Consider the following 21,395-nt stretch of genomic DNA (forward strand, 5'->3'; position numbering starts at 1 on the left):
GAAATCGGTTTATTGGTCCAGCGTCATGAAAAGGTTATTCAGCGATTCGGCATAGGTGGGGTGCGCGATCACACAATCTTTTATTTGTTCATAAGTAATTCCGCCCATCATTACCATTTGCAAAATGGTAACCACTTCGCCGCCTGCTTCCGCAAGTACGGAGGCACCTAAAATTTTACCCGTTTTTGCATCAATAACAGCTTTCATTATGCCGCGTTCATCGCCGGTTTCGATGCACCTGGCAACGCTTTCGTTTTTTAAAACAGCCACTTTAATGTCCAGTCCCTGTTTCTTGGCCTCTTGCTCCGTGATCCCAACCCTGCCCAACTGCGGATCAATGAACATACAGTAAGGTAAAATGCGGTTTTTGATACTCGCATTTCCCTTCTCAATGATGTTTTCCACGAGTATTCTATAATCATCATAGGAAATGTGCGTAAATGCGGGGCCTCCTTTCACGTCTCCCATTGCATAAATATCTTTGGCAGAAGTTTCCAGCCTGTCATTGACTTTGATATACCCTTTTTCATCCGTTTCAATACCCGCAGCATTTAGGTTCAATGCTTCTGATTGTGGTTTTCGGCCGGTTGCCACCAGAATATGGGAACAGGAGAGACTGCTTTTTTCACCCTTCTTTTCAATAGTTACCAGAATATGACCTGATTTTTTTTCAAAAGCGACGGCTTTGGTTTCAGTCTCAATGATGACATCTTCTGCGCCGAGGATTTTTGTGATTTCCTCAGCGATATCATTGTCCTCTCTTTTAAGAATACGTTTGGAGGGTTCGAGAATCGTTACCTTACTTCCAAACCGCCTGAACATTTGCCCAAATTCCATCCCAATGTAACCGCTACCCAATACCAGCAAATGCTCCGGAATTTCTTCCAGATCCATAATGGTTGTGCTGGTCAGATAGTCAATATCGCTTATGCCATCAATGTCAGGAATAGATGGTTTTTCACCTGTGTTGATGAAAAACATTTCAGCGCTCGCTACCTCTGTGCCACCAGTCTTCAAGGTTATGATAATCTCTTTTTCAGATGTAAAGCTTGCTTCGCCTTCAATTAAGTCCAGGTTTTCGGTTTCTGAAACACCTTTTTCCAGGCCACTCCTCATTTTTTTGACGACATCATTTTTCCTTTCAAGAATTTTTCGAAAATCAATTTTTGCGTTTCCGGAATCCACGCCAAGGCTCTTGTTATGTTCGACTGACCAGGCTGCTTTTGCAGAAGCGATCATGGTTTTGGTAGGGGAGCAACCGTCGTTGACGCAGGTACCGCCAAGCCAACGTTTTTCAATTAATGCGGTTTTTAATCCTGAGCCAGCCAATTTTTTAGCCAGCGGAGTTCCTGCCTGGCCAGCCCCAATAACGATTGCGTCGTAATATTTCATGGTGTTGAATTTGTTGATAAAACAATAAAAGCGTGCCGGTAAGGTCACGCTCTGCATTTTTGAGATCGATATCCCCTAAGAAAAGTAACGCAGGGTATTTTCTTTATCCACATTGATTTGCTTTACTAGCATATCCAATCCGTCAAATTTCTGTTCAGGCCGCTGATAGTGAAGCAGCTCTAATTGCAAATCCTCTCCATAAATTTCCTGGTCAAAATCGAACAAATGTGCTTCAATCGTGCGCATGGTACCATCCAGGGTTGGGCGGACGCCTATGTTCAGCATGCCTTTGTATCGGTTACCATTGTGCACGGCATGAATGATGTATACCCCGTTCATGGGTACAAGCTTATACGATTCATGCAAGTGCAGATTGGCCGTGGGAAAGCCAATGGTCCGGCCGAGTTGCTTGCCTTTCACCACAGTCCCTGCAAGCGTATAGGGCCGTCCAAGCAATTCATTCGCTTCATGGATGTGTCCGGTGACCAGCGACTTACGGATCCGCGAGGAACTGATTGCCATATGTTCAATGTCCGCCCGCGAAATCTCTTCCACTTCAAAACCAAATTTTGATCCATTGTTTTGCAGAAATTCAAAACTGCCCTCCCGGTTCCGGCCAAAGCGGTGGTCGTAACCGATCACCAGCTTCCTGGTGCCAATCTTATCGACCAGGATTTGCTGAATAAATTCATCGGAAGATAGTTCTGAAAAAGCGCGGGTAAATGGTATGATCGCCAAATGGTGTATACCTAACTTCGAAAACATCTCGATCTTTTCATCGATTGTGGACAGTAACTGAAGTGCCTGGCTGTCTTCGGATACCACCATTCTCGGATGCGGCCAGAAAGTCAGCACCACCGATTCCCCTCCCGATTGTTCGCTGATTTCAATGAGACGTGATAGTATTTTTTGATGCCCCAAATGTACACCATCAAAAGTGCCACTGGTTACGACGCCATTTTCCAGCTTATCAAAGGAATCCAGGCTATGGTATATGTTCATTCGTCAAACTTCTAACTGCAATGCTATTCTTTTCTGATAAATGAACTCGGTGAGATTCCAAGCATTTTTGAGTTCGAAGGCGCCAATCCTTGTTCTGCATAATGCGCTCAGATAGGCGCCGCTCCCGGCCAACTGGCCGAAATCACGAACCATGCTGCGAATATAAGTACCTTTTGAACAAATGATCCTAAAATCGATGGAGGGAAAATTCTGGCTGTCAATCTCAAAAAGGTAAACCTCGACATTCCTTTTTTTGATTTCGGCAACCTCCCCGCGTCTTGCTTTTTTGTAAAGCCGCTCGCCGTCCACACGTACCGCCGAGTAAATTGGAGGTACCTGCTCAATGCTGCCCGATAATTGCAGACGGGCATTTTCAAGGGTTTTTGGGGTAATGTGTTCGGTTGGATATTCGGCGTCAAATTCAGTTTCCAGGTCAACCGACGGAGTTGTTTTACCCAGGATGAAAGTGCCCGTATATTCCTTTTCCTGGGCCTGGTAAGTATCGATCTGCTTTGTTTTCTTTCCAGTGCAAAGAATAAGAAGTCCGGTAGCAAGCGGGTCAAGGGTTCCGGCGTGGCCTATTTTCTTGAATTTGCAAGCTCTTTTAAGCTTATTGGCTACATCAAAGGAAGTCCAGGTCAAAGGCTTGTCAATCAGAATGACCTCGCCTTCGTCCGGTATGTTATTTTCGTTAGTCAATCGCGGAAATGTTAGTAAAAATCTGCGGCGGGGATCAGACGATATCCAGCTTATATCCAGACGCCAGAAGGCTCAGCAGGATCAATCCAAGGATAATGCGGTAGTAACCAAAGACTTTGAAACCATATTTGGTCAAAAAACTAATAAAAAACTTAATCGCCAGCATGGCAACGACAAATGCAACCAGATTACCGATTAAAAGCGTCTGAATGTCTTCCTGCTTGATGCTATCATAGGTTTTCAGCAACTTATATCCACCCGCAGCAGCCATTGTGGGTACTGCAAGAAAAAATGAGAATTCAGCCGCTTGCTTTCTCGACAATCCCTGAAGCATTCCGCCAATGATGGTTGATGCCGAGCGGGAAACGCCAGGGATCATTGCAATGCATTGAAAAAACCCAATCTTCAAAGCGGTCCAATAGGTAATTTCCTTTTCTTCGGTTTTGTCATTTGCGATTCTGTCAATAAAAAGAAGAATGATACCTCCAATCAACAGCGAAACCGCAACCACAATGACATTTTCCAGCAATGCGTCAATAAAATCATTTAGCAAAAAGCCGATAATGGCAGCCGGGAGAAATGCTACTGCAAGCTTGAAATAGAAATCGGTGGTTTGAAAGAAACGTTTCCAATAAAGTACCAATACGGAAAGGATGGCTCCAAACTGGATGTTTACAGTAAACATTTTAGTGAATTCCAGATGACTGATCCCCATGAAAGAGGAAGCGATGATCATATGGCCAGTAGAAGAGACGGGCAAAAATTCGGTAATTCCTTCAACAATTGCTAAAATAATGGCCTGCCAGATACTCATGAATTAGCAGGTTTGCGTAAGATCGCCCAGAATTCAACGATGAAGCCCAAAACGGTAACAACCGGGCCGAGCGTCAGCCCCAAAAAGCCAAACCCAAATTCGGTGGTATCCAGGGTCATGATCAAAAAACCGGCCAGGATCAAGGCAATTCCAATTAACATCATGGTGTAATTTGCCGAAGAGAAAGGAAGTTCTTCTTTTTTGCTGTTCATCACTTTTTTATTTAATATTTCTAAATGCTTAAAATCAGGATAAAGATTAATACAAATCATCCAATGCCATTCTGAGATAACGCGCCAGTGATTGATAAGTGCTCGTTACACCAATAAGAACTCCCAGTGAAAGTACCGAGATGACTAGAAGAATGATTTTATTATATTCCTGCAACATCGCTAGACCTTCGACATTACGCACGGCAAGTTGCTGCAAACCAAGTAGCATCAGGGCTGCCAAAAGTCCACCTACAAGACCCTGGATCGCACCTCTAATCACATACGGCTTTTGAATAAATCCATTGGTAGCGCCCACAAGCTGCATACTTCTGATCAGGAAACGCTGGGAATAAATGGCGAGCTTGATCGTATTGTTGACCAGCAACACAATGATAATGAGCATGACAAGCGCAAAACTGGCCAACACAGTGTAGATTTTAGTAACATTCCTATTAATGTTGTCGGCCAGATCCTCCTGGTAAACAACCTCATACACGCCCCCGATCTGTTCCAATTCTTTTTTGATCTGCTGTAACTTAGCTTCTTCAAAATAATCATCATTGATTTTGACACGGTAACTGTCTCGCAGTGGATTTTCCCCTAAAAAAGTGGCGAAATCCTCCTTGGTACCTTCTATAAATTCTTTGGCAGCTTCTTCTTTGGAAACGAATGTGATGGGTTTCACTTCGGTGGAGCTCAGCACAAACGGCTTCCCTTGTATAACATTCAGGATGGAATCCTGGGCAGATTTTGTTCCTTCTTTATCCAAAAATACCCTTACCTCAATGTTCTGGCGAATAACGGAAACCAGTTTTTTGGATTGGATAACGAGTAAACCGCAAAAACCAATTAAAAATAATGCGGCGGTCAGGCTCATCACAATCATTGCATTGGGGTAACTTCCAATCTTCTTTTTTTTGGCCATAACAGCGTAAGATTTCGCTTATGTTAATTGAAGTTGCGGGAACGGTATGTGGCAAAAATAAGGATTAAAAATTCAAAAAGGCCGATTTGGGCTAATCCTTAACTATTTTTAACTTAAAGAGGAATGTTTTCAATTTCTTCTTCCCATCTCATCCCGGATCTTCGCTGCCTTCTCATAATCTTCTTTGGAAAGTGCGTCGTCGAGCATTTTTTGTAATTCGTCAAAAGGAAGGTCGCGGAGCTGATCTTTGGAGCCGGATGCTTTAATCGTTTCGCGGACAGCATCATCGTCCTCGTCTTCTTCGTCCGTCAGCGAGCTCGATACTATCCCAGCTTCGGACAAAATGGCTTCATAGGTATAAATCGGAATGGCGAATCGCAAACCAATTGCGATGGCGTCGGAAGGTCTTGCGTCAATTTCCACTTCTCTTAGCGTGTCCGTGCAAACAATTTTGGCGTAAAAAATGCCCTCTTTGAGATCCGAAATGACGATTTCTTTTAATGTATAATTCATTCCGTCGGCAAATGATTTGAACAGATCATGCGTCATTGGCCTGTTGGGTATAATATTCTCAATCTGAACAGCAATTGCCTGCGCCTCGAACACACCAATGATGATCGGTAAGCGGCGATTGCCTAACTCTTCTCCCAGCACCAATGCAAAAGAACCTGCCTGAGATTGGCTGGGTGAAAGTCCCAGAATTTCTAACTTAATTTTTTTCACGTTTAACTAAATCCGCAAGAATGAGCAACGGTTGTGGTGAGTAATGCCTTGAACAAAGTTGCAAAAATAAATAACCCGTACTGCATAAAAAAATGCAGTACGGGTTAACATTTGCCTCGGTAATTGCTTCGGGAAAACAAATCGGGTTAAATAACTGATTTAGAAGCCATTTTTATCAGTTTAATCTTAGGAAATAATTCTGATAATAATTAAAATGGGCAATATGCGCCTATTTTAAAGTTTTTGCCGCCTCGGTCAGTCTGGGCAGGATTTCAAAAACATCGCCGACAATCCCATAGTCGGCTGCCTTGAAAAAGGGTGCTTCCGGATCTTTATTAATTACCACAATGCACTTCGAACCATTCACGCCCGCCAGATGCTGAATTGCCCCCGAAATTCCGCAGGCAATGTACAAGTTGGGCGCTACCTTAATGCCGGTCTGGCCTATATGCTCATGATGCGGACGCCAGTCGAGATCTGAAACAGGTTTGGAACAACCTGTGGCCGCACCGAGGGCTTTGGCAAAATCAATGAGCGGTTGCCAGTGCTCCGGGCCTTTCATTCCACGCCCGCCGGATACGATAACCGCCGCTTCGGTCAAGGATAATTCGGAACTGGCTTTTTCCACGTTGACCACAGTTGCCTTAAAAGCTTCATCTGCGAGTTTCGGCGCGAATTGTTCAACAACAGCCTGCACCGTCGCCACCGATGACTCATCCAATTCAATTGCATTCTTTCTGACTACCAGAATTTTGATATCAGATTTTATTTCGGTGACCGCGAATGCTTTACCTGTAAAAATACTCCGGGTAACCTTAAACGTTTCGCCAATCTCGGGCAATGCGGTCACGCCCGAAACGATGCCGGCCTTCATTTTTGCCGCCGCACGGGCCGCAACGGCGTCGCCCAGGCCGGATTTGGATAAAATAATCACTTTGCTGCCTTCTTGCTGAGCAGCCTGGACAAGCGTATCGGCATAAGCCAAACTATTTTCATGTTTTAACTTTTCTTCCGACGCATGCAGCACTTTGGACGCGCCATAATGCCCGGCTTTTTCAAGCTCCCTTTTTTCGGCAGAACCGATAGCCAACACAACGGCATGATCACCAGTTGCTGCTGCCACCTTTACGCCATAAGCTATTGTTTCCAGAGATGTTTTCTTGATCGAACCGTTGTCCAGTTCAGCATATATAAGGACTGACATATGATTGCTATTCTAAGGTTTTTGATGGGATACCTGTTTAAAGAACCTTTGCTTCGGTTTGCAAAAGACGGATCAGGGTTTCAGCCTCGCTGGCGGGAATCATTTTGCAGGCTCCTTTCGGCGCAGGTAATGCATATTTTTCAGGAGCTGTCAACGCTTCCATGCTGACAGGCTCTACTACATTCAAAGGTTTCGTCCGGGCCGTCATAATCCCGCGCATATTAGGGATTTTCCATTCAGCGATTGGCTCCTGACATCCCAGAACCAGCGGCAACGGTGCTTTCAAGATTTCCTTACCGCCATCAATTTCACGGGTGATCGTTACCTCGCTGCCTTCAATATCCAGTTTCATAACCGGCGAATAGGAGGGAATGTCCAGCATTTCCCCCACAAGTCCATGTACAACGCCGCTGTTATAGTCGATGGATTCGCGGCCCATCAGAATAAGGTCATAGCTATTTTGCTTTGCTACCTCGGCGATCTGAACTGCTGTGTAGTAGGAATCCAAAGATTCCGCATTGATCCTTATGGCATCATCCGCGCCAATGGCCAATGCTTTTCTGATTTGGGGATCTGCATCAGCTTCTCCTACGTGAAGCACCGTCAGCGATCCGCCGAACTGCTCTTTCAATTCAACACCCCGGGCAAGGGCATAGTCGTCGTATGGCCCGATGATGAATTGTACGCCGTTTTTGTTAAGCTTTGTCTCGTTGTCGGTGAAGGTGATTTTGGCAGTCGTATCGGGGACATTGGATATACAAACCAGTATTTTCATGATGATTTGGTTACGTATTTTTGAGTTTATGGGACTAACTTTGTTCGGGCAAATTAAAAGAAATACAAACAGTATGCAAGCATAATAATTTTCAAAATGGACAGTTCTTTCCTCTCAACGTTAGTGACTTTTTACGAAGAAGATCCCGACGATCCCTTCAACATTTATGCCCTCGCCATCGCCTATGCGAAGATTAATCAAGGAAAAGCGGCGGATTTTTTTGACATCCTTTTAAATAAACATCCTGATTACCTGGCCACATATTATCATGCAGGGGCTTTTTTTGCCGAGCAGGAGAAAATAGAAAAGGCGGAAAGGATTTATCAGAGAGGTATTGAACTGGCACGTTTGCAGGGTAATGTGAAGACGCAGCAGGAATTGATGAGGGCGTATAATGCATTCCTGGATGAGCTGGACGACTAACCGATTTATGCCCGATATTTGCTCATTAGCACAAAATCCTGTACCTTTCCATCATATTTACACGACTTGCCAGCCTGTTTCAGGCAAAACTTAAATCCTCTGCTCAGTTAAGCTTGATTTTTTTAGAGTGAGTTCGTTGTTGACGGGGACAAAAAATATTCATCATTTATGGAAAGGGAATCATTTATTCCGCTTGTAGTAAAGTGGGCAAAGGCTCATGGGTTTAAGGAAATTCAGGCTAACCTTGAGGGATACGAAGTTCCCAAATCCTACGAAAGAGCTGCCGACAACCTCAAATTTACCCCGGATGTGACGGGCGTAAATATGTTCAACAGACATTATCTGGAAGTTTCAATGAAAACGGACCAGTTGCGCGGTAACATTTCCAAATGGAAATTGTTGAGCGAACTTGCCGGAATGAAGGGCGCTAAATTGTATCTAATGGCCCCGCGCGGTCACGTCAGATTTACCCGTGAGGTGATTGAACAATATAACATCCCGGCCGAAGTCGTTAAGATTGACTAAGAACGCGGGGGCTTTTCGGATGTTGTTGTTCGGAATAGGGTTCGAAGTTGTTAGGGTATTGTCGTTTGTAGTCAGATATTGTCATGAATAGTCAGGAGTTGTTGATCGTCGATTAACAGCTCCTGACCTTTTTTGTACCCATTCAAAAATTACAATTCCAAACAACCCCCGAACCACTCTGAACAACTCCTAACCATTCCGAATAACCGCGAACTATCCCGCACAAACACTACCAATGACCACTCCTGACAATAAATGACAACAATTGACCACCCTGCCCCTTCCTAAACCGCCGGATACTTCCATTCCCCCCGATACTCCCTGCTCAGCAACTTATTGGCCTCGGGATCTCCTTCGATTGTTTCTTTTTCGCCATCCCAGACAATGCTTCTTCCAAGTTTGTAAGATAGCATTCCCAGCAAAGCAACATTGGTCGATTTTTGGCCGACTTCGATTTCGCAGATTGGTGGTTTGTTGGTTTTAATTGATTCCAGAAAATTAGCCCATAACGGCGCAATGTTCTGGTCATCAGGCTTATTTAGCTGGGCGTCCTGGTGTATGACGGGTTTTTTGGGATCAGTTGGATAGAATGTCCATCCATCGAGCCAGCCCATGTGAAATGTTCCCTCCGTGCCGTAGAAGTAAACGCCAACTGCCTGCTGCGGATGCGTTTTCTCGGCGTTGTTTGCTGCGAAGTTCCGATGTTCCCATTCCAGCGTAAAACCATCGAAATCATACACAGCTACCTGATGATCAGGGGCATCGGTATTATCCTGCCTGATTGCGCGACCACCTGTTGAATAGATCTTCTTGGGATATTTCTGCTCCGACCACCAAAGTACCTGGTCGAGCCAGTGAATACCCCAATCGCCCAAAGTTCCGTTTGCAAAATTGAGATAACCCCGGAAGCCTCTCGGGTGAATCGTTTTATTATAGGGTACCAATGCCGCAGGCCCGCAGTAAAAATCCCAATCCAACCCTTGAGGCACTTCTGCGTCGGGCGTTTTTTGGCCCGGTCCGCCACCATAATGTACAAATGCGCGCGCCATTCCAATCTTACCAGCCTTTCCGGATTTTAGGAATTCCTGACCTGAAATATTATGAGGCGAAACCCTTCTGTGCGTACCTACCTGCACGATTTTGCCATGTTTACGCGTGGCGTTGACCATCGCGCGGCCTTCTTTTATAGTATGTGAAATCGGCTTTTCCACATACACATGTGCGCCTGCTTCTATGGCCGCAATGCAGCATAACGGGTGCCAATGATCGGGCGTGGCCACAATGACAATCTCAGGCTTTTCTTTGGCGAGCATTTCACGGTAATCGCGGTACAGCTTCGGTTTATCAGGCGAAAGCTTTGACATTACGTCGGAGCAGGTTTTAAGCTGATTTTCATCTACATCGACAAGGGCAACCAGTTTGGATTCGCCTGCCTGCATGGCGCAGCGCAGGATATTGGTACCCCACCAGCCAGCTCCAACCAATGCGGTGCGGTAGGGTGCGGCCCTTTTTAATGCTGTTAATAAGGGCAACGCAGAAAAGGCAGCACCGGTTAATGCCGATTTCTCAATAAATGTTCGACGGTCCATAAAATGATCAGAATATCTTGGGTTACAGGTTATTTGCTTTTCAGCTTTTCAATCAGCCAGTTGTTCATCATATCTTTTTCTTCCTGATAAGTCCAGTGGCCTGTATCCAGGTATAACTTCAATTCCTTGGGAGCCGTGGTGACATTGTATACAGCGTACATGGAAGTAGGAGGGCAGGTTTCATCATTAAAGCCCCAAATGTACAAACCAGGCACTTTCACCCTTCTCGCAAAATTCACCACATCGTAATAAGATACTGTATTCAGTTTTTCCTTGGTATTGTTGACCTTCACCCCATTTTTATCAAAGTAATGCGGCCAGCCCCCTGCGCGTCCCTGCAGATACCCTGTCACATCGCTCAATGCAGGATAAAATGCGCCAAGCCATTTTACACGCGGATCCAGACCGGCCGTGATGATCGATAAGGCGCCGCCTTGGCTGCCCCCGGTTACCGCCAGATTTTTGCCATCAAATTGCGAAAGGCTAACCAAAAAATCATTGGCTCTTATACAGCCCAGATACACTCTTTTAAAATAGAAACGGTCCTTATCGTCCATATTATAAGCCGGATAACCATTTAAAACCCCTTGTCCAAGATCCGTATATACCGATAGGTCCATTGTTACTGGAATGCCGTGGATGCCTATTTCCAATGTGATAATATCTTTATCAGCAGTTACCACATCGCCATAATAGGGCCGCACGCCCGCACCAGGCACGCGAAGTAACGCTGGATATTTTCCTTCTTTTTTCGGAATGCTCAGGATGCCGTAAACCCGCACATTTGGCTTATTGTTTTGAAGATTGAGATGATATACATTGGTTTTCTCGGTGCAGCGCTCAGGGATCAAGGTCATTTTAGCGTCCATCGGCACGGCTGCCAATTCCTTTTTTGCATTGTCCCAGAATGTGTCAAAATCCTCCGGGTTTGGTACAGTTGGCTGGATTTTCAATGGTTCGAATCCGGCTGTTGCCAGTCCGCGGAACTCGCCGCCGTCGACATTTACCCAGACAATGCATCTTAAAAAACCAGGTGTTTTGAGCGTTCCTCCATCAATGGTCAGCTTACCATCTGCGGCAGTTTTTGTCTCTTTAATGGTTGGGTCGAGTTTTTCCAAACCGATCTCGTAGCGCAATGCAGCATTTTTTACAAGATTTCCATTTCTTAAAACCTGTACCGTGAACTGCACTTTTTCGCCTGTTTTATAAGTCCAGTCATCATGGTCGGTGCTGACGATTACTTCAACCGGTCGCCTTACAGGCTGGGCATGAATGGATATGATGGTGACCCAGAAAAGGAACTGACTGAGCAGAAAACGATTTTTCATATAGACGCAATTATTCTATCTTACTTTTAAATAAATATGTTACCGATAGTTAAAGGGGCGAAAGGGCTGAATCTTTGATTTTAAAGAATAATTTTTACGATTTAAATGGAGTTAACACGCATCAATAAATTTATCAGTGAAACAGGCTTCTGTTCTAGACGGGAGGCCGACAAGCTGGTGGAATTGGGCCGTGTGACGCTTAACGGGCGAAAAGCAGTTCTAGGAGACAAGGCCTCGGCAGCAGACGACGTAAGGGTTGACGGAAAACCGCTGAAACGAAAGAAAGCGGCCGTGTATATCGCTTTCAACAAGCCCATCGGCATAACCTGTACCACGGAAAGAAATGTGAAGGGGAATATTATTGACTATATCCGCCATCCCGAACGCATATTCCCAATTGGACGCCTGGATAAGCCATCGGAAGGATTGATATTTTTGACCAGCGATGGCGACATTGTCAATAAAATACTCCGTGCGGGAAATAACCATGAAAAGGAATATGTGGTAGCGGTCGATAAACCGATCTCCCCGGAATTTGTGCAGAAAATGTCTTCAGGCGTTCCTGTCCTGGATATCATTACCAAAAAATGTTTTGTAAGAAAAGACGGTAGTCATATTTTCACGATCATCCTCACCCAGGGCCTGAACAGGCAAATCCGGCGAATGTGTGAATATCTGGGTTACAATGTGACCAAGCTAAGGCGGGTGCGGATCATGAATGTTTCTTTAAGAGACCTGCCGGTGGGAAAATGGCGGGATTTAACAGAAACTGAAATGCTGGAAATCAATGCGGCAGTTGAAAATTCAATAAAAACAGAAGAAGGGTCTCAGCTCGCAGCCTGGGAGGAATAAGTTTTCTTAATTGCCGTCAGCTTAAGCCTGATTTTCTCAATTACCGTCGGCTTCAGCCGACGGTAATTGAGAAAAGAAAGAAAAAATATATCCCGTATTTGTCTAAATTTATGATGAAATATTGACAGACATTTCCTAACGAAGCTGCAATGAAAGTCCTGACAGGCATTTTGTTTTCGCTAATAGTTTCCAATGCCGCCTTCGCACAGGAAAAAGCAGAGGTGTACAAGGTCAAGAACGGAAGCGATTTAGCGAAGATCATGCCTTATGCCGATCGGTATCAGTACGAACAATTCATGGATGGAGAGGCTTTTTTCCGGGGAGGCCGAAGTTCCAAAGCCAAGTTCAATTACAGCTACATTCACGGCGAGGTAATGTTCATAGCGCCAAATAAGGATACAATGCTTCTAACCGAAACAGCCTATATCGACCGGATTCTTGTTTCAGACAAACTTTACTATTTCCTCAAAGGTAACGGGCACATTCAGGTAACAGGCGAATATGGGAAAGTGAAGCTGGGCAAGAAACTGGTTCTGATCAGAATGGGAAATGAAAAGTATGCGTCTTATGATCAATATTCTTCCACGTCTTCTATTGCAAGCTATTCTTCGTATACAAATGCAAACGGCCAGTTTCAATTTCTGGAAGGACGGGACAAAGTGGTTCTGGGCCGGCGTGCGTCATATTTTTTAATTGATGCCAACAAAAGGTTTTACCCTGCAAACCGTCCTGGTTTGATGAAAATATTTCCATCCAATAAAAGTGAAATCAGCAGTTTTTTGAAGGAAAATGATATTAACCTTGAAAAAGTGGCTGACCTCATCCGCACGCTTGAATTTTGCGCTACATTTTAGGTAAGCCTGCCGCCTAAAATTTGGTTAGGGAAGCCTAAGTGCATTATCTTCCGGTTTCTATCCTGACCCATGAAACCAACAGCAATCCTTATTTTCTTCACATTAAGTACCCTTTCAAATTTATTTGCTCAAAATATACCTGTCTGGAATCCGCAAGCCGGTAAGAAACCGCAAGCTGACTGGCTGATCACGCCGGTCAGGGAAAAAGCGCTGATCTATAAGTCAGCGGATGGTAAGAACCTGGTATTGACTAATGGTTTGCTAAAAAGAACGTTCAGACTGGTGCCTGATCTGGCCTGTACGGATTTTACGAACCTTTCCAATGGGCAGCAATTGCTCAGGGCTGTGAAGCCGGAGGCGCGCGTCGTCATTAATGGTCGCAATTACAGCATTGGAGGGTTATATGGTCAAAAGGAAAACGGTTACCTGCTTGCTGAATGGGTGGACGGGCTGAAATCTTTGGACAGCGCCTTCCATTACATTGATTTTCAAATCGATGAAATCAAGCCTTACCTGAACTGGAAAACTGCTATGTGGACCGGCAATAAAAATCAGGCGACGGGCAAAACGATCACATTCAATTATAAATCCACATTGCCGGTTTTGCAGGGCTTGCAGATAGCCGTGCATTATTCCATCTACGACGGCCTACCATTAATTAGCAAATGGGTGACAGTCCAGAATAATACGGCAGGCTTATTGACGGTCGATCAGATCGTTAATGAAATTCTGGCGGTTACAGAGGAGGAGAGTGCGGTAGTAGGAAGTCCAGCAAAAATGGCAAAACCCAATGGACTTTACGTCGAAAACAATTTTGCTTTTAATAACTCCATGCGGTATTCACTGAGTGACCAGGCTACCAATTGGAAAACGGATCCTACTTATACTTCACAGGTTAACTACGACTTTCAGACACCTTGTTTGCTCGAAGTGCATCCCGCCAGAGATATGGGCATGATCCTGAAAAAAGGGGAATCGCTGGAATCTATAAGAACTTATGAACTTTTGCAGGATAGTTACGATCGGGAGCGAAAGGGGCTGGCGATCCGTAAAATGTATCGCACGATTGCTCCCTGGACAACCAGCAACCCGATATTCATGCATTTGGTAAGCAAAAACGATCAGGAAGTCCGTACTGCTATCGACCAATGTGCCGCAACGGGTTACGAAGCATTGATCCTGAGTTTTGGAAGTCATTGCAAAATGGAAGATACAACCATGGCCAACGTGAAAAAATGGAAAGAACTAGCCGATTACGCGCATAGCAAGCAGATTTTCATCGGCAGTTATTCTTTATTCAGTTCCAGGCGCATCAGCGATGAAGACGATGTGATCGATGCAAAAACAGGCAAACCTGGCGGGGCTTTCTTTGGAAATGCGCCATGCATGGGCAGCAAATGGGGATTGGCCTATCTGGACAAGCTCAAATACTTCATGACATTTACGGGTTTTAATATTTTTGAAAATGACGGGCCTTATCCCGGAGACGTTTGCGCTTCCACCACTCATCCGGGCCACGCAGGTCTGCATGACTCACAATGGCGGCAAATGGAGTTGCAAAAAGGGCTTTATCGCTGGTGCAATGAAAATGGTATTTATGTCAATGCGCCGGATTGGTACTTTCTTGACGGTACCCATAAAGTGGCATTAGGTTACCGGGAAGTCAATTTTTCACTCTCACGAGATCAACAGAAGATCCTGAACCGGCAGAACATATTTGATGCAACCTGGAATGAAACGCCTTCCATGGTTTGGGGATTTGTACCCTTAACCAAATACCAGGGCGGAACCGACGACGCAATCCTCGAACCACTTTCAGAACACCTTGATGCGTACGAACAGTTGATGATGCAATACTATGGCGCTGGAATCCAGGCATGTTACCGGGGGCCGAGGTTATATGATACTGACGAAACACGTAATAAAGTTTCTGAAGTGATCAGTTGGTACAAAAAATACCGGGATATCCTGAATTCAGATCTGCTCCATTTGCGAAGGGCTGACGGTCGCGATTGGGACGGGATTATGCATGTAAACCCTAATCTGAAAGAGAAAGGACTGGTTATGCTTTACAATCCCTTGAATGATGCCATTTCCAGAATCATCAAACTGCCAGTCTATTATTCGGGCAAACATGACATGCTCAAAATTCGCGAAAAGGAAGGTGCGGCCAAAACGTATAAGGTCGACCGGAATTACGATGTAACCCTCACCGTGAATATTCCGGCGAAGGGTTACACCTGGCTGGTGATGGAGTAATGTTGGATGTCCCTGATTTTCTTCCGGGTTTGAATGTCCCATTCTTCAAACCTGCGAAGTTCAAGGAATGAGCCGAAATGCCAGTCGGTATTGATAATGACTGCACCAATCACGAACAGATATTTTCCGGAAAAGCTCGTTTTTTCGATCAGCCGGTCGATCAGTTGTCCTGATTGTTCAAGGATAACCTCCGTGGCTTCTTTAATGGGCTTGGGTGAATTGAGTACGCGGTCCTTTTGTTCGTACAAAAATTCCTGAAGACAATGTTGCTGGTAATCGTCCGCAGGTTTTTCACCCGGTACTATCTCATTGTTTTTCAGACGACTAAGTGCCAGAACGGCCGCGCCGCAGCAGCTTGATTCTTCTTCCTGGCCAACACGGATGATCTTGCCGAGCTCACCACTTTCGCTTACACCGATATGCGGGGCATAAAAAATCATGGCGGCGCCTTCGTCCGGAACGTGGTGCGCAAATGCCGACATTCCGGTAAGTCCGGTAAAAGGATAGCCGTTCAATCCGCCCATATTGAACGGGCCGAGCATTTGCCTGCCTTCCTCCGGATATTCAATTGCATTCACATCGTCCGAACAGATCGAATGCGCGAGCATGATCTTATCGGGCGTCAGTTCGTAGGGAGTCAGCGATTTGTAAATATTTAAGACAAAATCGCTGGAAGGGACTGCGTTTGGGAAGTGTTTTTGTACTTTTTCGAGCATAAGGCTTACATTAATATATTGTTGACAGCAGCAACAGGCGCGGGAATTGACCCTTCATCCAGCATTTCACGCAGATCAATTTCAATCGTGCGGCAAATAGCAGTCATCGGAATGTCGTTGATCGCATTTTCAAAAGGATTTTCACTGGTATCGCCCACGACTTCCATGGTGTAAAATACCCAGGCGATCACAATATAACTTGGAATGGCAAACCACAAATATCCCGGGCCCAGTTTTGCAAATTCATTAATCAGTCCGAAAGGCAGGATCAGGACGAAAAGCCACACGAATACCTTGCTGAAATACGCGTATTGTCTCGGAAAAGGAAAATTCTTAATCCTTTCCGCGGCGCCCTGCTGACTGTAGAATTCCTGTACCACATTCATCATCTGAAAATAGAAGCGTTCTCTGATTTCCCCTCTCATGAAAATATCGTCCAATTGTTTACCCTGCATTTTCATTACGTGCGTTGCCGGATTTTTTTTGGATAAAACATAAGCTGCTTCATCGGCCGGCAATAGCCGGTTCAGCATTTCCTTCAATCCTTCTTCTGTTTCAACCAGATGTTCTTTCACCACTGCATGGGCGGTAGAATTGGCGTCATTCCAAACGCTTTTCGCCCGGAGTTGCAACCGTACCGCATTTACGTAGGCAATGTGCCGGTGGATGAGCTGCGTTTTCAATGCATGGTGATCTTCGGAGTGGACATAACTGCAGGCGAAAGTGCCCCAGGTGCGGCTTGCGTTTACAATCGAGCCCCAGATCCTGCGCGCCTCCCATAACCTTTCGTAAGATGAATTGTTTTTAAAACCCACATAAAATGCAACGGCCGTACCGATTAATCCGATGGGTACAAATGAAATTCCGAGGGTTATGCCCGAAAAGAAGCTGATGCAACACAAAAACAGAGAGTAGATGAAGAAAAACAGGATTATTTTCCAGGCAAAAGACCAGACGATGCTGAGCTTAATCTCACGGGCGGTATACATATTGGCAAAACAGAATTAAAACGAAAGTCCAATTTTCTCATTTTTGACCAGGATTTCAATCCGGTAGGCATGAACCTGAAAATTTCAGAAATAAAGCGGACAAATCAGGGGTTGAAAGCAGGGGCCTAAACTTGTTAAGCCTGCTCTTCAAACCATTTCTTAAAAACCGGTACCCGTTCCTTGCTGATCAGGATCTGGTTGGTTGAAGCCGGGGACGTCCTCACCAGAAGCCGGCCATTGAAATACAATTCAATCTCGGTAATGCATTGCCTGGATATGATAAACTGGCGGTTTGCCCTGAAAAAATTGCCTGTATCGAGCTGGTTTTCAAGTTCTTCCAAAGATTTGTCGATGACAAAGTTCCTATCATCGTGCAATGTCGCCACCACCATCCCGTTGCGGATCGTCAGCCAGGCAAAATCTGCGTCTTTCAATGGGATAAGTTTGTCACGATACGGCACCAGGAAGCTTCTGCGGGGACTTTTTCGGTTCAGGATCTGGGTATGCATCAGCTCTTCAAGGTATTTCACTTTATTGATTGCATTCTCCTCATTCAGTTGATAGTATTTGTCCAAACTGAATTTCAGCGATTCCTGGCGGATTGGTTTCAGCAGATAGTCAATGCTGTTGAGCTTGAATGCCCTTAATGCATATTCGTCATGCGCCGTTGTAAAAATCACGGGACAGCCAATGGATATTTGCTCAAATACCTGAAAACAAGTACCATCGCCCAATTGCACATCCAGGAAAATCAGGTCAGGCACCGGGTAATTGCTGAGCCATTCCACGGCGGTTTGCACACTTTCCAGCACGTCCAATATTTCCGTTTTTGGGTCCACTTTCTGGATAAGCTGCGTCAGATATTCCCCGGCAGGCTGTTCGTCTTCTATGATCAGAATTCTTGTCATGGAGCTTCAATCAAGGGTACTTTAACTATAAATTGTTGTTCATCTTCGATTAAAAGTGGCTTTTGCCCGGTTTGGATCTTGTAGCGTTTGTCCAGATTCTGCAAGCCGATGCCCGTTCCTACAACATTCAATTTTTTGTTAAGGGTGTTCATCACGATCACCTGCTTTTCTTCCTCATTCAATTTTACTTCAATAAAAAGTACATGCTGGGAACTGATGACATTGTGTTTGATAGCATTCTCAATGAGAAGCTGCAGTGACAAAGGAATAATATACCATTGCTTGCTGGTTTCGGCATCGATAAAGTTGAATGCGATTTTTTCGCCGAAACGCGCTTTATAAAGGTCCAGGTAAGCCCTTGCTGCCGCCAATTCGTCGGTAAGCAGGATCAGGCTTTGGTTTTGGACTTTGAGGTTATAGCGAAGAATGTCTGACAGATCGAGCACGATGCGCTGTGCCAAGTCGGGATTTGTGGCGATGGAAATATTGAGAATGTTGAGTGCATTAAAAAGAAAATGCGGGTTCAGCTGGTTTCTTAATGCTTCCAGCTGGGCTTTTAGCTGTTCCCTTTTCAACTGCTCGTTTTCAAGACCGATCCGATGGTTTTCCTGTGTGGTCAGCAAAAAATTCCGAAAGCCAAGGATGGCGAGCAAAAGCAGGATATGGTAGAGGTAATATACGACGCGAAATACCAGCATATCGTTGTTATTATCGTCGAGGGCCAGTTTAAGCTGAAAAAGAATTTCATTGATCGCAAAAAAAAGCGCGATCATCAGCCCGCCCTGAGTCCAGGCATTTTGCCGGTTGAACCAGCTTGGCATTTGATAGGTATAATGCAGGCAGATGTACATAAACATCCACGCAAATTCGAAACTGATGATAAATTGGATGCAGATATCGAGGATCCCCGTACCAATTTCGGCATGCTCAAATATAGACGGCCAGACGAAGATCAGCCTCGGAATGGTAGCAAAAAGACTTAGTATAAAACAGAGACGCCAACCCAACGACATCCCGTTCCGGTAATTCAGCTCTGGGCTCATGCCGGGCTTGTTAGGAATGCGGGATCAAGCCGGGCCGATTTTTTGGTAGGATGGAATTCTTTTTTGATCAGATCAGCGACCGAAACAAGCAATTCAATTTCTGCTACTGACCATTCTTTGCCGTTCATGGTATCTTCCAGGGCAATATAAGCCACCCATTCGCCTTGTATGCGGATCGGAACCGCTACCATTGATTGTATATCATGACGAGACAGCCACTGTTTCTCATTAGAATGCAGGTCCGAAGCCAGTTCAACGACTACTCTTCCCTTTTCTAACATCGCTTTCCAGCGATTAAAATAGGGTATTTCGAGTGGATTTTGCGAAAATGAATGTTTGAGCGAAACGCCCGGGCCAATCACCTCTTTTTCTATGACAATTTCAAGGCTGCCATCGGAAAGGATATAGGGAACGCACAGGGAAACCCTGCTCTGGTCCAATACGTCAAGCAATAGTTCAAATATGAGGGTAATTGATTCTTCCTCAGGTTCGGTAGCGATAATGTCCTGACATCTTGCAAGCACTTTTTTGTGAAAGTGGTCATTGCTTTGCAATTGCGCATTGATCTTTTGCTGTGCATTACTTCGCCACACAGCCAGCGTGTTTTCCAATGCCGGGATCCATCCCAATTTATTGGAGCAATGGATATAGTAAGTTGTTTCATTCACGGCCAAAACCTTGTCGGCTGTTACCGGGCAATGTCGTTCCGACATGATGAGGCAGGGAAGCTGGCTGCCCAGTACATTGGCAAGATCCGTAATGGTACCATCGGGGAGTATGCAGTTGGAAATCAGCAAGTCGTATTTCGACTCATAAAATGCTTTGATTGCAGATTGCTTCGATTCAACCTGTTTAATCTGAAAATGATAGCCTGCATATTTCAAGGAATCTTCTAAAAGATTAAGCCATTCCTTTCGGATAGCTACAATCAAGAGGCTCAACGGTTTCATTGAAAAGTATCTTTAAGTAATTATCCAGAGGGTATTTAGTAGTATTGCAATTATACATAGAAAAAGTAGTAATAATACTATTGATTAACCTCTGTTTTTTCTCTTTTCCAAATGATTATTCGGTATCACTAGATGGTTGGCAAATTTTAGGGTACACATGCTCAGGTTCACCAAACCATTGTCGGTTTAAGGTATACAATTAACCGCTTCACCATTCTTTTTTTCAGTTTCAATAATGATTTGAATTGGCCGGGCCGTGCTTGTGGAGATATTTGAAAAGGAAACGACATAAAAGGCGGAATCCGATCAGTACTAAACCATCCTTCCCATTAGTAAATCCATTCAAATGAATGCAAATAAGGCACTCTCCCGAAGGTATTTTTATCAAATCATGAATGGAATGAATGAGCAGGTTGCTCGTGAGATCCTTTCAGACGACTTTGTATTTACATTGCCTACCCACCCTGAGCCATTTTACGGTCCCGAAGGTTTTGTAGGATTGATCCGTATGGTGCACAGTGCATTCCCTGACTTTTACATTAATCCACAAGAAATGATGGCTGGCGGTGATTGGGTGATTACCCGGTGGAGGGGCGGCGGCACGCATACCGGCGGTCCGCTATTAACCGTTAAAGGGAACGTTCAGGCATCCGGCAAGTTTTTCGAAGTCGACGGTATGACCTGGCATACCATCAAGAATGGAAAGATCGTCGAGTCGATCGGACATGAAGATACTTTGGGCCTGTTACTGCAACTTGGCGTATTGCCATCTGAGCCATCTTCCGACGTTCAGGACCTTGAACATAACCAACGGCTTGCCTCCCGTTATTTTGACGAAATCATGAGCCAGGGCAAATTGGAAGTCATTGAAGAAATCCTCGACCCTGGATTTGCCTTTATTATCCCCACACAACCCGAACCGATTGCAGGTTACCCCGCATTCAAAAGTTTCGTATCCTATCTCCGCAACGCTTTTCCCGACATCAAGTTTAACGTAATGCGTCAGACTGCCGAGGCGAATAAGGTAGCAGCGCGCTGGAACATTGAAGGAACACACCTTGGAGAATTTTTGGGTGTAGCTGCAACTGGAAACCACGTGAAAGATTACGGCATTGACATTTTCACGATCAAAAATGGCAGGATCGCTTCCGTCCACGTCAACGAAAATGACTTTGGCCTTATGAAACAGCTGGGCGCAATTCCCGCCTGATCA

At 44.9% G+C, this 21,395-nt stretch carries 22 protein-coding genes; 6 read left to right on the plus strand and 16 right to left on the minus strand.

Annotated features, from left to right (window positions below):
• Window positions 1-9: 9 nt before the first annotated feature.
• The 9 genes from FHS68_RS15035 to FHS68_RS15075 form a co-directional block, all read right to left on the minus strand.
• On the minus strand, window positions 10-1,392 hold the full coding sequence (locus FHS68_RS15035) for a mercuric reductase (protein WP_167271514.1): 1,383 nt from the start codon (window positions 1,390-1,392) through the stop codon (window positions 10-12).
• Window positions 1,393-1,467: 75 nt separating this feature from the next.
• Entirely contained in the window at window positions 1,468-2,394 is a 927-nt protein-coding gene (locus FHS68_RS15040; RefSeq protein WP_167271516.1) for a bifunctional riboflavin kinase/FAD synthetase, read from the minus strand.
• 3 nt (window positions 2,395-2,397) lie between these two features.
• Window positions 2,398-3,093, minus strand: a complete 696-nt coding sequence (truB, locus tag FHS68_RS15045) for a tRNA pseudouridine(55) synthase TruB (RefSeq protein ID WP_167271518.1) — start codon at window positions 3,091-3,093, stop codon at window positions 2,398-2,400.
• Window positions 3,094-3,127: 34 nt separating this feature from the next.
• Complete coding sequence (locus FHS68_RS15050; RefSeq protein WP_167271520.1) at window positions 3,128-3,907, minus strand: undecaprenyl-diphosphate phosphatase; 780 nt, start codon at window positions 3,905-3,907, stop codon at window positions 3,128-3,130.
• Window positions 3,904-4,119 (minus strand): DUF3098 domain-containing protein, encoded by a 216-nt coding sequence (locus tag FHS68_RS15055; protein WP_167271522.1) that lies wholly within the window; start codon window positions 4,117-4,119, stop codon window positions 3,904-3,906. The genes FHS68_RS15050 and FHS68_RS15055 overlap by 4 nt, the downstream gene beginning before the upstream one ends.
• A 46-nt stretch (window positions 4,120-4,165) precedes the next feature.
• The gene (locus FHS68_RS15060) at window positions 4,166-5,044 is read right to left on the minus strand and encodes a cell division protein FtsX (RefSeq protein WP_167271524.1); all 879 of its coding nucleotides are present in this window, start codon (window positions 5,042-5,044) and stop codon (window positions 4,166-4,168) included.
• Window positions 5,045-5,173: 129 nt separating this feature from the next.
• Window positions 5,174-5,767, minus strand: coding sequence for a bifunctional nuclease family protein (locus FHS68_RS15065; RefSeq protein ID WP_167271538.1), 594 nt, complete (start codon window positions 5,765-5,767; stop codon window positions 5,174-5,176).
• A 229-nt stretch (window positions 5,768-5,996) separates the two neighbouring features.
• On the minus strand, window positions 5,997-6,971 hold the full coding sequence (locus tag FHS68_RS15070) for an electron transfer flavoprotein subunit alpha/FixB family protein (RefSeq protein WP_167271540.1): 975 nt from the start codon (window positions 6,969-6,971) through the stop codon (window positions 5,997-5,999).
• Window positions 6,972-7,008: 37 nt separating this feature from the next.
• Window positions 7,009-7,746: an electron transfer flavoprotein subunit beta/FixA family protein gene (locus FHS68_RS15075; protein ID WP_167271542.1), complete on the minus strand. Its 738-nt coding sequence runs from the start codon at window positions 7,744-7,746 to the stop codon at window positions 7,009-7,011.
• Between the two features lie 96 nt (window positions 7,747-7,842).
• Here FHS68_RS15075 and FHS68_RS15080 point away from each other — a divergent pair, with 96 nt between their 5' ends.
• Both FHS68_RS15080 and FHS68_RS15085 read left to right on the plus strand, forming a co-directional pair.
• Entirely contained in the window at window positions 7,843-8,169 is a 327-nt protein-coding gene (locus tag FHS68_RS15080) for a tetratricopeptide repeat protein (protein WP_167271545.1), read from the plus strand.
• Window positions 8,170-8,337: 168 nt separating this feature from the next.
• Entirely contained in the window at window positions 8,338-8,694 is a 357-nt protein-coding gene (locus tag FHS68_RS15085) for a hypothetical protein (protein WP_167271547.1), read from the plus strand.
• 284 nt (window positions 8,695-8,978) lie between these two features.
• On the opposite strand, the gene FHS68_RS15090 is transcribed toward FHS68_RS15085, so the two are convergent.
• On the minus strand, window positions 8,979-10,283 hold the full coding sequence (locus tag FHS68_RS15090) for a Gfo/Idh/MocA family protein (RefSeq protein ID WP_167271549.1): 1,305 nt from the start codon (window positions 10,281-10,283) through the stop codon (window positions 8,979-8,981).
• A 29-nt stretch (window positions 10,284-10,312) separates the two neighbouring features.
• Window positions 10,313-11,611: an acetylxylan esterase gene (locus FHS68_RS15095; RefSeq protein WP_167271551.1), complete on the minus strand. Its 1,299-nt coding sequence runs from the start codon at window positions 11,609-11,611 to the stop codon at window positions 10,313-10,315.
• Between the two features lie 105 nt (window positions 11,612-11,716).
• Between FHS68_RS15095 and rluF the strand changes: the two genes are divergently transcribed.
• The 3 genes from rluF to FHS68_RS15110 all read left to right on the plus strand — a co-directional run bounded on the left by rluF (window position 11,717) and on the right by FHS68_RS15110 (window position 15,576).
• Complete coding sequence (rluF, locus tag FHS68_RS15100; RefSeq protein WP_167271552.1) at window positions 11,717-12,463, plus strand: 23S rRNA pseudouridine(2604) synthase RluF; 747 nt, start codon at window positions 11,717-11,719, stop codon at window positions 12,461-12,463.
• A 149-nt stretch (window positions 12,464-12,612) separates the two neighbouring features.
• Complete coding sequence (locus FHS68_RS15105; RefSeq protein ID WP_167271555.1) at window positions 12,613-13,317, plus strand: hypothetical protein; 705 nt, start codon at window positions 12,613-12,615, stop codon at window positions 13,315-13,317.
• A 69-nt stretch (window positions 13,318-13,386) separates the two neighbouring features.
• A complete protein-coding gene (locus FHS68_RS15110) occupies window positions 13,387-15,576 on the plus strand; it encodes an alpha-galactosidase (protein ID WP_167271557.1) in 2,190 nt (729 codons plus the stop codon).
• Here the strand turns inward: FHS68_RS15110 and FHS68_RS15115 are convergent.
• The 5 genes from FHS68_RS15115 to FHS68_RS15135 form a co-directional block, all read right to left on the minus strand.
• Entirely contained in the window at window positions 15,552-16,292 is a 741-nt protein-coding gene (locus FHS68_RS15115; RefSeq protein WP_167271559.1) for an LCIB family protein, read from the minus strand. The two genes, FHS68_RS15110 and FHS68_RS15115, sit on opposite strands and share 25 nt — an antisense overlap.
• 5 nt (window positions 16,293-16,297) lie before the next feature.
• Window positions 16,298-17,281 (minus strand): bestrophin family protein, encoded by a 984-nt coding sequence (locus FHS68_RS15120; RefSeq protein ID WP_167271561.1) that lies wholly within the window; start codon window positions 17,279-17,281, stop codon window positions 16,298-16,300.
• A 134-nt stretch (window positions 17,282-17,415) separates the two neighbouring features.
• On the minus strand, window positions 17,416-18,189 hold the full coding sequence (locus FHS68_RS15125; protein ID WP_167271563.1) for a LytR/AlgR family response regulator transcription factor: 774 nt from the start codon (window positions 18,187-18,189) through the stop codon (window positions 17,416-17,418).
• A complete protein-coding gene (locus FHS68_RS15130; RefSeq protein WP_167271565.1) occupies window positions 18,186-19,232 on the minus strand; it encodes a sensor histidine kinase in 1,047 nt (348 codons plus the stop codon). The genes FHS68_RS15125 and FHS68_RS15130 overlap by 4 nt, the downstream gene beginning before the upstream one ends.
• Window positions 19,229-20,182 (minus strand): GAF domain-containing protein, encoded by a 954-nt coding sequence (locus tag FHS68_RS15135; RefSeq protein ID WP_167271567.1) that lies wholly within the window; start codon window positions 20,180-20,182, stop codon window positions 19,229-19,231. Before FHS68_RS15135 ends, FHS68_RS15130 begins: the two co-directional genes overlap by 4 nt.
• A 346-nt stretch (window positions 20,183-20,528) precedes the next feature.
• Between FHS68_RS15135 and FHS68_RS15140 the strand changes: the two genes are divergently transcribed.
• Window positions 20,529-21,392 (plus strand): ester cyclase, encoded by an 864-nt coding sequence (locus FHS68_RS15140; protein WP_167271569.1) that lies wholly within the window; start codon window positions 20,529-20,531, stop codon window positions 21,390-21,392.
• Window positions 21,393-21,395 lie beyond the last annotated feature (3 nt).

The sequence above is a fragment of the Dyadobacter arcticus genome, from assembly GCF_011762185.1.
Lineage (GTDB): Bacteria > Bacteroidota > Bacteroidia > Cytophagales > Spirosomataceae > Dyadobacter > Dyadobacter arcticus.

Bases quoted from the DNA above. Each gene is read 5' to 3' on its own strand.
- FHS68_RS15035 (WP_167271514.1), bottom strand. From the start codon at position 1,392: ATGAAATATTACGACGCAATCGTTATTGGGGCTGGCCAGGCAGGAACT.
- FHS68_RS15040 (WP_167271516.1), bottom strand. From the start codon at position 2,394: ATGAACATATACCATAGCCTGGATTCCTTTGATAAGCTGGAAAATGGC.
- FHS68_RS15050 (WP_167271520.1), bottom strand. From the start codon at position 3,907: ATGAGTATCTGGCAGGCCATTATTTTAGCAATTGTTGAAGGAATTACC.
- FHS68_RS15055 (WP_167271522.1), bottom strand. From the start codon at position 4,119: ATGAACAGCAAAAAAGAAGAACTTCCTTTCTCTTCGGCAAATTACACC.
- FHS68_RS15060 (WP_167271524.1), bottom strand. From the start codon at position 5,044: ATGGCCAAAAAAAAGAAGATTGGAAGTTACCCCAATGCAATGATTGTG.
- FHS68_RS15070 (WP_167271540.1), bottom strand. From the start codon at position 6,971: ATGTCAGTCCTTATATATGCTGAACTGGACAACGGTTCGATCAAGAAA.
- FHS68_RS15075 (WP_167271542.1), bottom strand. From the start codon at position 7,746: ATGAAAATACTGGTTTGTATATCCAATGTCCCCGATACGACTGCCAAA.
- FHS68_RS15080 (WP_167271545.1), top strand. From the start codon at position 7,843: ATGGACAGTTCTTTCCTCTCAACGTTAGTGACTTTTTACGAAGAAGAT.
- FHS68_RS15085 (WP_167271547.1), top strand. From the start codon at position 8,338: ATGGAAAGGGAATCATTTATTCCGCTTGTAGTAAAGTGGGCAAAGGCT.
- FHS68_RS15090 (WP_167271549.1), bottom strand. From the start codon at position 10,283: ATGGACCGTCGAACATTTATTGAGAAATCGGCATTAACCGGTGCTGCC.
- FHS68_RS15095 (WP_167271551.1), bottom strand. From the start codon at position 11,611: ATGAAAAATCGTTTTCTGCTCAGTCAGTTCCTTTTCTGGGTCACCATC.
- rluF (WP_167271552.1), top strand. From the start codon at position 11,717: ATGGAGTTAACACGCATCAATAAATTTATCAGTGAAACAGGCTTCTGT.
- FHS68_RS15105 (WP_167271555.1), top strand. From the start codon at position 12,613: ATGAAAGTCCTGACAGGCATTTTGTTTTCGCTAATAGTTTCCAATGCC.
- FHS68_RS15110 (WP_167271557.1), top strand. From the start codon at position 13,387: ATGAAACCAACAGCAATCCTTATTTTCTTCACATTAAGTACCCTTTCA.
- FHS68_RS15115 (WP_167271559.1), bottom strand. From the start codon at position 16,292: ATGCTCGAAAAAGTACAAAAACACTTCCCAAACGCAGTCCCTTCCAGC.
- FHS68_RS15120 (WP_167271561.1), bottom strand. From the start codon at position 17,281: ATGTATACCGCCCGTGAGATTAAGCTCAGCATCGTCTGGTCTTTTGCC.
- FHS68_RS15125 (WP_167271563.1), bottom strand. From the start codon at position 18,189: ATGACAAGAATTCTGATCATAGAAGACGAACAGCCTGCCGGGGAATAT.
- FHS68_RS15130 (WP_167271565.1), bottom strand. From the start codon at position 19,232: ATGAGCCCAGAGCTGAATTACCGGAACGGGATGTCGTTGGGTTGGCGT.
- FHS68_RS15135 (WP_167271567.1), bottom strand. From the start codon at position 20,182: ATGAAACCGTTGAGCCTCTTGATTGTAGCTATCCGAAAGGAATGGCTT.
- FHS68_RS15140 (WP_167271569.1), top strand. From the start codon at position 20,529: ATGAATGCAAATAAGGCACTCTCCCGAAGGTATTTTTATCAAATCATG.